Genomic DNA, 8,430 nt, shown 5'->3' with positions numbered 1-8,430 from the left:
AGTCGGGCTGATCGCTAGGCTGACGCGTCTGTCGAAATCCTATGTGCGGCAAGTGATCTATGACTTCAACGCCCATGGCCTCGGGGCACTCGACCCAAAATGGAGGGGCAGGCCGGCGAAGACCAATCGAGCGACCAGTGGTCGGATCACTCAGATAGCCCGGTGCTGCCCCCATGATCTGGGCACGCCGTTCAGTGTGTGAAGTCTGTCGAAACTGGTGGAAGTGTTGCGGCTCAACGGTATCGCCGACGTCCACCAGGAGACGCTGCGCCCGATCCTGAAGGCTGGCGGGGTGTCGTGGCAGTCCACAAAACGTGGAAGTCCAGGAACGACCCGGAATTTGTCGCCAAGTATCTGATCTGCGACAACTACTCGGTCCACAACTGAGCCGAGGTCCGGGCTTGGTGCGCGGACAACTACGTCGAGGTGGTGTTCTTGCCGACGTATTCCTCGTGGCTGAACCGCATCAAGTTCGCCCCGCTGCGGTACTTCGTGTTGAGCGGGACCGACCACCGCATCCACGCCGAGCAAGATGTAGCGATCGGTACCTACATTCGCTGGCGTAACCAGCATGCCGGACCTATCCGCAACTTCGCGGTCGGTTCGAAGATCCGGCGGCCGGATTACCTATCCGATGTTGCTTGATGCCGGCACTAACACCCTGGAACGTCACGGTGACACCGGAATTCGCCTGGCTCCGAGCACGCGTCCATCCCGCACGCCCGAGTGGATCAGCGCAGGCGCCGTGTCCTGTGGTGGCGATGCCGCATCGACTGAGTCGTCCGCAGCGACTCGAGGGGCCAGCGTACCGGGCTGATGGGGCCAGCATTCCTGCGTGCGCCGACGGTGTCCACGCACGAATGATCGGTGTGGGCGCAAGGGCCGCGAGACTTCTGGGGACTTGCCCGATAGAACAAAGGACGGCGATGAAGTCTTCGAGCGAGACCCCTGGGAACCGACGACGTGCCGTGGCGCTGGCGACGGCGAAATGGACTGCCCTTCCGGTCGCGGTGCTCGGCGTTATGCCGATGATGCCGGACTGGTTGATGGCGGCCAGCGTGATCACCTTGCTCGTCGCAACGGTGCTTTCAGCACCCGCAATCTCGAAAGTGCTCTCTATTCTTGTGGCAGTGTTCGGCGCCCGACGCCTGGGCCACGAAACCCTGCCGGATCAGATCAAACTGAAATTGCTGGAATTGCTGATCCGCGGCTGACCTCCGCCCGATACTGGATCGATGGCGACAGGCAGGATTCCAGGTCGGCCGCCGACGATCGCCGAAACGGGAAAAGCGGCCGGTCGGTTCGGTTGGATCTGCCGAATGCTCCGAGAGTACTCCGGTGAGCCCGATATTCAGCACACGCCCAGCTTTGCGCGGCGACTGGCCGCGCATCTTCCCAAGGAATTGACACCGGCGACGGTGAACCGCATGGAGACCGGAGCAGCCAAGTTCGACATCGGCCGCGTGATGGCATACGAGCAGGCACTCGGTTGTGTGCCGGGGGAATTGCTGGACGTTTTCGTGTACCTGTTCCGGCTGGAGGCCGCGCCCGGCGCACAGATATCGTGGGTCGATCACGGAGACGGCTGGTTCTACGACCTGTTGTACCGAATCTGCCACGACGAGCCGGTCAGTTCGTTGGATTGGCTGCAGTTTTCGATGGCAGCCCGACTCCCCGCGCGAGGCAAGATCTTCGACTCCGCTCGGTTCGCCGAGGGCGTGTTCGGCCGCCTGATAGAGGACTTCAGGTCGTCGTTCGAACGAGACGAGCGGTTGCTGCGGGAGGCCCTGATCAACCTGTCCCCCCATTCGATCCCCTACATCGCCGAGCGCGTCGATGAAGACCCGTTGGCGCTGTTCAATGTCGTAGAGTCGCTGGGATTCGTTCAGGACCGCCAAGCGTGGGCGCCCCTGCTACGCCTGTGCGCAAAGTTGGACGACGGCGTACAAGGGCAGACACTATTGGAAACGGTGCGGCGCTGGATTCCCAGAGATCCCGGGTCCTTCGACGACATACGACAAACCGCGCCATCGCTGATTCCATATTGTGAGCACATTATCGAAGATCCAACGGAGGCCTACACCGCGAGAGAGGAAGCGATCGCTTTCCTCTCCGCCGGGCGGGTGGCGATCTCACCACGGCTTCGCAAATACATGCAGGACAACCGCAGTGAGATCCGTCAGCTGCTCGTCGAGCCTGCTGCTGCAACAAAAACCGAGATCATCCGGGCCGTGCACTCCTACGTAGGCAAACACCTCGCCTCACACGGCCCTCACGGCAGGCACGGCGCAACCGGCGTTCCCGCCGGTCTTGGCGGCATGCTCACCGATGCGGTCTTCTCGAAATACCGGGTCCAACGTCTGGGCTTTGCGCTGGCTCTGGGGCCGCTGCAGATAGCGTCGGGTCTGGCGCACGGCGCCGGTCTCGCTCTGCTCCAGGACATTTCGAATGAGGACTACGGAACTCAACGCGCCGTTCTGCGCCTCATGACCAAGATCGACCACCCCGCGACGCATCCCTACTTTTCGCGCTTCGCCCACACCAAGATCCTCGACGAGGGTGTGCGGCTGACCGCGGCGTGGGCGTTGGGTACCGGCTCGGGGCTACACGATGAGATGTGTCTTCGAGCGCTGCTTCCCGGGGCGGCAGTAACCACTCGACGCGTGATCGTTTTGGCGGCCGAGCGCCGCAACTTCCCACAACTGCTGACAGAGCTCGCGACCGATCGCAACTCGGTAGTCAGCGTTGAGGCCGCCAGAGGCCTGCGGCGCCTGCCGAAGCCGGCCACTCCGCGACGGCACGCTACCTAGAGTTGGCCTCGAGTGCGGCCAGGAACAGGTCCAACGTCGAGTTCTGCGGTGTCAAACTCGAGACCGGAACCCAGGCCGCCTCGGCGGCGTCGTCTCCGGGGTGAATGCTGCCGGACAGGCCCTCGACTCTGTGGATCAGCACGATGAGGTGATGATCGGGGTCGATGTGCTGATGTGTCCCGATCATTGTCGCTCGGCGGCCGAACAGCCCGGTCTCCTCGGCCAGTTCACGTAGCACACCGACTTCTGCGCGCTCACCGAAGTGGAGCCGTCCGCCAGGCAGCGACCACGCGTTCGCCCGTGGTTGTCGGGTGCGTCGAATGACGAGCAGACGTTGGTTGGGGTCGATGCAGAGCCCGGCAGTGCAGACCACCGGCAGTCGTGACTCAACGGCCATAGCGCCGCTGTCGCTGCTGGAATTCGGCCACTGCCGAGCTGAAATGCAAGCCTCGGAAGTCGGGCCACAACGTGTCAGTGAACACCAACTCAGCATGTGCGACATGCCACAACATGAAATCGGACAGACGCTGCTCACCGCCCGGTCGGATGAGCAGGTCGATATCAGGAGTCTGTTTCGAGAACGAGTTGTATTCGCGGTGCGCGTTCGTCGGGTCGGCTGCGGTGGTCAGTCTGTCCAGTAGCTCGGCTCGCGAGCTGTAGTTCACCGCGAAACAGACGTCGATCTCTCCCTGCCCTTGCCGACCGTGCTCGACGACATGCAAGATGTCGTCGACGATGCGTCCATCGTGATACTCACCGATGACGTGAACGTTGGCGTCGGCTCTTTCCACCGCGTCCAGGACTTCTGACGTCCACAACCATCGCCGGAGTTTCACTAGGGAGTCGACCTCTTCAGTGCTGCGGTCCAGATTGCGCGCGGCGAGCGCGAAGAAGGTCACGTGGGAGACGTTGAGCCACCTGGCCTCTTCGATGCACGACACCAAAGCTGGTGCGCTCGACATGTGTGCGTCGACGGCCGATATCCCCCGGGCGGCGCCCCACCGCCGATTGCCGTCCATGATCAACGCTACATGGGCCGGCGCTCCACGGTCTTTGACTGCTCGACGTTCGGTCCATTCGATGATCCTCACGACGCCGCCCTAGATGAACCTGCCATCTTGCCTCCCACACCGATGTCAGCCTCCCCCCGGGCCTTTGAACGCTTGCAGACCCGAGAGTAGTGCGCCGGAGACGCCTACGGATCAGTAAACCCCAGGTGCGCTCTGGAACTGTGATCAGCGACAGTGAACTTCGCTGTCATGGGTCAACTATCGACCTATACATCACGAAGCAGCGGTCATCGTCGTCGCCGCGCGGGCCGATCTTCTCCACGATGCCAACAGTCTTCCTCGACGCCTGTCGGGCCCTTCAGCCATCGTGTCCGAACGTGCACATCGAGCAGTCACACGCCCACCGACATGCCAGCAACCCCCCGCAGAGACGGCGCGGTGGTCAAACCGGTAGTCGTCGTTCGCATCACTTGCCGCACATAGGATTCCGACAGCCGCATCAGCCTAGCGATCAGCCCCACCGGCCGATGTTGGGCCGAGGCCATCACCACTACGGCCCGCCGCACCCGGACCGGCACCTTGCTGCGCCGGGCGAACTGGGCGAGTTTGCGGCCTTCCTCCGGGGTGATCGCTCTGACGAACACATTGCGACCCACCGGCACCGCGTCCGTCAGACAGCATCACCGGTGACCGGCCACCGATAAACCCGCCGCCCGGGGCGGTGACCGCATCGACCTTTCCGGACGCGGCACTGGCAGCGCAGATGCTGGTTGCGCGGAGCCGTCGATGATGAGAACCAATACTGTCGCCGCGTTTTTGTCCGTGGCGACGTCGGCCAGTCGCGTCATGACGGCGGCGAGCCGGCTGTCGCTGATGTGGAGGTCCTGGCGTGCAACGACTTTGATGCAGACCTCGTCGGCGGGAGGGCAGCGTTCGAGTAACGCCACCACCAACGAATCGGCGGGATAAATACGAGCAGGGTCGGCACGGCGGCGAAGAATTCACCGGCGCAGCCATTGGGTGGTGTCTATGTCGGAGCCGAGCGGGAAAGCGATCATCCAGGTCGAGTTGTGGGCGGCGTCCAGGGCACGTTGTTGACATGGGCGATGGCCACGAACAACTGCACATACGTGGCCAGCCCCTTGGTTCCTTTCGCGCCGATCTCGATGCGCCGCATCCCCGGCATCGGTCGGGCACGGCCGCGGCCGGCAGCAGCGGCACGGGCCACGGCCAGGTCGATGGAATGCTGAGTGACCAATTGCTGGGCACGCAAGAGGAAAGCCTCCGCCTCGTGCGGATTGTCGGTGCGTCGGCCTGGCGCATCAACGCACCGATGCGGGTGAGTAGCCTGTCCGTGTCTGCCATCATTTACTGTCCCTGGTGAACAGGGTGCGGGTGGCGATGATCGCGGCCAGCAGGTCCAGCGGCTGATCACCGCTGTCGGTGGGTGCGGCGTCGCGGACCTTGCGGAGTTTGCGCAGCCGCGACGCGGGGCGCAGTTCGACACCGAACATCGCCCTGTTGTGTTCGCCGCCGGGGGTTCGGATCAGGGTGTAGTCCTCGATCGCGATCCATGCCTCGTACCACGCTTCGGCGGGCTGGCCTTCGCGTCGGCCCTCACCGGGCTCCGGATCGGGTGGCGCCCACAGTCGGCAGGTGCAGTCCGGGTCGCCGCACGCGCGGCGGCTGGGATGCCGGTTGTAGTGATCGGTCTGCCCGGTCAGCATCGGGCATGTCCGTTTCGAGTAGAGACCGCATTCGGGGTGCAGGGCGGGTTCTGGGCCGATGCCGCGCAGGTAGTCCCACGGTCGGATGTAGACCACGACCCAAGGGCCGTCGAGGCGCTGACCGCACACTTGACACAGGCTGCGTTGCCAGATCTGTTGCAGCCGTGCCGGGTTCACCGCGCCCCACACCGGCTTGCCGGGGTCGCGGTGAGTCATCGTGATGTACGGCACGACCATGCCCGCTGAGACCGGCGCCTCGGCCAGACGCTGCGGAACCGAGGCGGGCCTAGGGCCGGCGGCGCCGGAATTGTCGGGCATCGGGTACCTCCATCCAGATCGACAAGGGAAAGGCAGACGAGGAGCGGGGCGGCGTTGCGGTGAGCCGCGTCGGCCCGCCGTGAGCACCGTCGTTTTCTGGCGGTCCGCGTCCGCCGTCGTGACAGCTAGTGAGTGGGTTCAGGCACCGCCGCGGCGCGGTGATCACGCTGCTCAGCGCTCGCCGAGCCTGAAGAAGGATGCGCGCGTAGTGCGCGAGAGGCGGTGCGTACGAGTCGTTCCCGGGGCTGGTAGTCGGCGATGGCGTGGTTGAGCAGGTCCAGTGGCTCACCGCCGATGACGGTGGCCATCGTGTGCGCGACACCGAGGGCATGTCGCGTCGAGGCGATGTAGGGCTCGAGTGCGTCGAGTAACACGGTGACGGTCTCGTCGCGGCTCAACGGTTGTGCGGTGGAATTGCCCACGGGTACGGCTCCTTTCAGGATCGAGAGCACAGCGATCTGTGGCGGGCCGGTCAGTGAGTCAGCAGGCCGAACAGGTCGGCGTAGCGGTCGGCGCCGTCGAATTGCGGGCATGCGCAGCGGGGGAACGGGTGGGCGCAGTCGGCGCAGTATCCGCAGTATCCGCAGTGCGGGCCGAAGGGTTCGTCGTCGAATGCGCCGCAGTGTTCGCAGAATCCGATGTAGTCGGTGTCGGCGCTGGCCCATTCGCGTATCAGGTAGCTGTCGTTGGAGTACCAGGTGCCGCCGACCCAGTGCCCGTGGTGTTCGTTGAAAATGTAGGCGGGGTGCTTGTAGGCGGGATCGGCGGTCAAGATGACGACCTTGTTGCAGGCGAGCCAGTGCTCGAACCGCTCCCGCCCCGCCCAGCTGTCCAGCGACCCGAACGGGTTCGTCGGCAGAAAATCCTCGGCCGCGATCCTGGTATCCGAGCGCGTATCGCCCGCGGCAGGGTGCACGTGGTCGGGCAGGATACCGTTGTGGGCGAGCACGGTTCGCGGGTCGCCGCCGAGAATGAAGGGGTGGCAGTTGCTGGTGTCTCGGTCGCCGTGGGTGGCGTAGCGGGAGTGGAACAACGCCGGCCCGCCGGGATGTTCGGCGCGTTGTTCGGCGAATTCGGCGATGACCTGTTCGGCGTTCATGCCGTGTCCGACGAGGATGGCCTCGCCGTTGTGGATGGCGTAGCCGTGGCCGTGTGGGTTGGCCAGCGCTCCGCCGTGCAGGGCATCGAGGTCGGGGTCCTGGCCGGGTTTGTAGAAGGTCAGGATGCACACGCGAGGGCCTCCAATTCGTCGGTCAGGCAGCGGTATTCAGGGCGGCCGGCCAGCCACGCGGTGAACGCCGCCCATTCCCAGCCCCGGCGACGGGCGATATCGGCGGCCGAGAGGGCGCGGGTGTATTCGACCGAAGCGTCGGCGAACGCGAGCGCGGCTTGGACCTCCCGTGTGTTCAGAGAGCTGGCGAATACCCGTAGCTCGAAGGTGTCCTCGGGACACACATTGATCGCCTGGTATCGGAACGCGCCTCCGGTCTGGCCTTTGGCGTGGGCGGCGGCGCGAGCGCGGGCGCCGGGGTCGAACACTGCCCATTGCTCGGAGTCGCGGCGCGCCAGCACTTTGACGTGGGATTCGTTGCGGTAGACGAACTTCAACCACCGGTAGGTGTGCGCGGGGGAGGAAAATCCGGCGCGGGAGATGTGTACGTGGATGCCGATGCTGCTATCGGTGTATGCTCCCAGCATCCGCAACCGATGCAGCAGCAACCACGGAAACGCTTGGCGCGCATACTCATACGACATCGGGTGAGTGACGAGCTCGTATCCGCACGGCTGGATGCTTCCATCCTCCTTCAGGTATCCGATGTCACCGAGCCGGTCGAGGGCGAGCTCGGCTGCGTCGTCGAAAACATCTCGGGGCGTTTTGATTTCGAGTTCCAGCCCGAGGTACAACGGTCCGGTGCCGTGGAAGTCGGGTTCGGGTTTGTAGCCGTAGGAGTGGACGCCGCGGTGGTCGGGGCGTTGGTCGGCGCAGGTGTCGCAGTAGTCTTCCCAGCAGCGGATGAGGATGTCGCAGCCAGCGCAGCAGTGGTAGTCGGCGTCCTCGCAGCGCCCGCACACGTCCGCCCCGGATTCGGTCTCGTTGAGCCCGTCGGCGCGTGAGCCGCAGTCGTCGCACACCAGGTAGCCGTCGGCGCAGTCGTCACAGACCTCGCCATGGCCGATGACACGGACCAGGTCGCTGTCGAAGCGGTCGCAATCGCGGCACCGGCGCCAACCGATCGAGCAATCCGCGCACACGTCGGTGCCGCGCACGGTGGAGCGGCGCTCCCGTGCAGGTGTGGCGCAGTCGTCGCAGCAGGGGGCGAGCCGGTCGGCGCACGCCCGGCACAGATGATCACCCTCGACGGTGGTGACGGTCGTGTTGTCGTCGATCGGGTGCGAACAGTCCTCACACCGCCGATCGGTGAGCGTGGATGCGGGCATACGGATTCACGTCCTTCCAGAAAAGTTGGTGGACAGACGACGGCGCCCCGCTCCGGGCCGTTGAATCGGCGCGAAGCGGGGCGCGAGAGGAAAGCGGTGCCAAGCGGCTCGAGTCGAGCAGTCCTG

At 64.6% G+C, this 8,430-nt stretch carries 13 protein-coding genes; 4 read left to right on the top strand and 9 right to left on the bottom strand.

All coding sequences use genetic code 11. The features are described 5' to 3' along the window. Positions 1–43 precede the first annotated feature (43 nt). The 4 genes from AC5592_RS32515 (at position 44) to AC5592_RS32500 (ending at position 2,810) form a co-directional block, all read left to right on the top strand. Complete coding sequence (locus tag AC5592_RS32515; RefSeq protein ID WP_371507560.1) at positions 44–202, top strand: hypothetical protein; 159 nt, start codon at positions 44–46, stop codon at positions 200–202. 233 nt (positions 203–435) lie between these two features. Next, on the top strand, positions 436–645 hold the full coding sequence (locus AC5592_RS32510) for a transposase (protein ID WP_157122376.1): 210 nt from the start codon (positions 436–438) through the stop codon (positions 643–645). A 323-nt stretch (positions 646–968) separates the two neighbouring features. Continuing rightward, the gene (locus AC5592_RS32505) at positions 969–1,214 is read left to right on the top strand and encodes a hypothetical protein (protein WP_063066380.1); all 246 of its coding nucleotides are present in this window, start codon (positions 969–971) and stop codon (positions 1,212–1,214) included. Positions 1,215–1,235: 21 nt separating this feature from the next. Continuing rightward, positions 1,236–2,810: a HEAT repeat domain-containing protein gene (locus AC5592_RS32500; protein WP_157122374.1), complete on the top strand. Its 1,575-nt coding sequence runs from the start codon at positions 1,236–1,238 to the stop codon at positions 2,808–2,810. Here AC5592_RS32500 and AC5592_RS32495 read toward each other — a convergent pair. The 9 genes from AC5592_RS32495 to AC5592_RS32455 form a co-directional block, all read right to left on the bottom strand. Continuing rightward, entirely contained in the window at positions 2,803–3,207 is a 405-nt protein-coding gene (locus AC5592_RS32495) for an NUDIX hydrolase (RefSeq protein WP_198163995.1), read from the bottom strand. The two genes, AC5592_RS32500 and AC5592_RS32495, sit on opposite strands and share 8 nt — an antisense overlap. Continuing rightward, entirely contained in the window at positions 3,197–3,901 is a 705-nt protein-coding gene (uppS, locus tag AC5592_RS32490) for a polyprenyl diphosphate synthase (protein WP_157122372.1), read from the bottom strand. Before uppS ends, AC5592_RS32495 begins: the two co-directional genes overlap by 11 nt. Positions 3,902–4,212: 311 nt before the next feature. After that, on the bottom strand, positions 4,213–4,476 hold the full coding sequence (locus tag AC5592_RS32485) for a hypothetical protein (RefSeq protein ID WP_198163994.1): 264 nt from the start codon (positions 4,474–4,476) through the stop codon (positions 4,213–4,215). Positions 4,477–4,500: 24 nt separating this feature from the next. Next, entirely contained in the window at positions 4,501–4,791 is a 291-nt protein-coding gene (locus AC5592_RS32480; RefSeq protein WP_371507559.1) for a DUF4192 family protein, read from the bottom strand. An 83-nt stretch (positions 4,792–4,874) separates the two neighbouring features. Next, on the bottom strand, positions 4,875–5,255 hold the full coding sequence (locus AC5592_RS32475; RefSeq protein WP_232329655.1) for a DUF2786 domain-containing protein: 381 nt from the start codon (positions 5,253–5,255) through the stop codon (positions 4,875–4,877). Then, positions 5,185–5,865 (bottom strand): hypothetical protein, encoded by a 681-nt coding sequence (locus tag AC5592_RS32470; protein WP_063066375.1) that lies wholly within the window; start codon positions 5,863–5,865, stop codon positions 5,185–5,187. The genes AC5592_RS32475 and AC5592_RS32470 overlap by 71 nt, the downstream gene beginning before the upstream one ends. A 125-nt stretch (positions 5,866–5,990) precedes the next feature. Then, positions 5,991–6,287 (bottom strand): hypothetical protein, encoded by a 297-nt coding sequence (locus tag AC5592_RS32465; protein WP_063066374.1) that lies wholly within the window; start codon positions 6,285–6,287, stop codon positions 5,991–5,993. 50 nt (positions 6,288–6,337) lie between these two features. After that, a complete protein-coding gene (locus AC5592_RS32460) occupies positions 6,338–7,096 on the bottom strand; it encodes a class II glutamine amidotransferase domain-containing protein (protein WP_063066373.1) in 759 nt (252 codons plus the stop codon). Next, positions 7,084–8,304 carry a hypothetical protein gene (locus tag AC5592_RS32455; protein WP_063066372.1) on the bottom strand — a complete coding sequence of 407 codons (1,221 nt, stop codon included), beginning with the start codon at positions 8,302–8,304 and terminating at the stop codon, positions 7,084–7,086. The genes AC5592_RS32460 and AC5592_RS32455 overlap by 13 nt, the downstream gene beginning before the upstream one ends. Between the last annotated feature and the right edge of the window lie 126 nt (positions 8,305–8,430).

Origin of the sequence: Nocardia violaceofusca NBRC 14427 (assembly GCF_963869435.1) — a bacterium.
Lineage (GTDB): Bacteria > Actinomycetota > Actinomycetes > Mycobacteriales > Mycobacteriaceae > Nocardia > Nocardia aobensis.
Note: the sequence above shows the minus strand (reverse complement) of the source record. Positions and strands in the feature narration are given on the sequence as shown.

Bases quoted from the DNA above. Each gene is read 5' to 3' on its own strand.
- AC5592_RS32500 (WP_157122374.1), top strand. From the start codon at position 1,236: ATGGCGACAGGCAGGATTCCAGGTCGGCCGCCGACGATCGCCGAAACG.
- AC5592_RS32495 (WP_198163995.1), bottom strand. From the start codon at position 3,207: ATGGCCGTTGAGTCACGACTGCCGGTGGTCTGCACTGCCGGGCTCTGC.
- AC5592_RS32455 (WP_063066372.1), bottom strand. From the start codon at position 8,304: ATGCCCGCATCCACGCTCACCGATCGGCGGTGTGAGGACTGTTCGCAC.
- AC5592_RS32470 (WP_063066375.1), bottom strand. From the start codon at position 5,865: ATGCCCGACAATTCCGGCGCCGCCGGCCCTAGGCCCGCCTCGGTTCCG.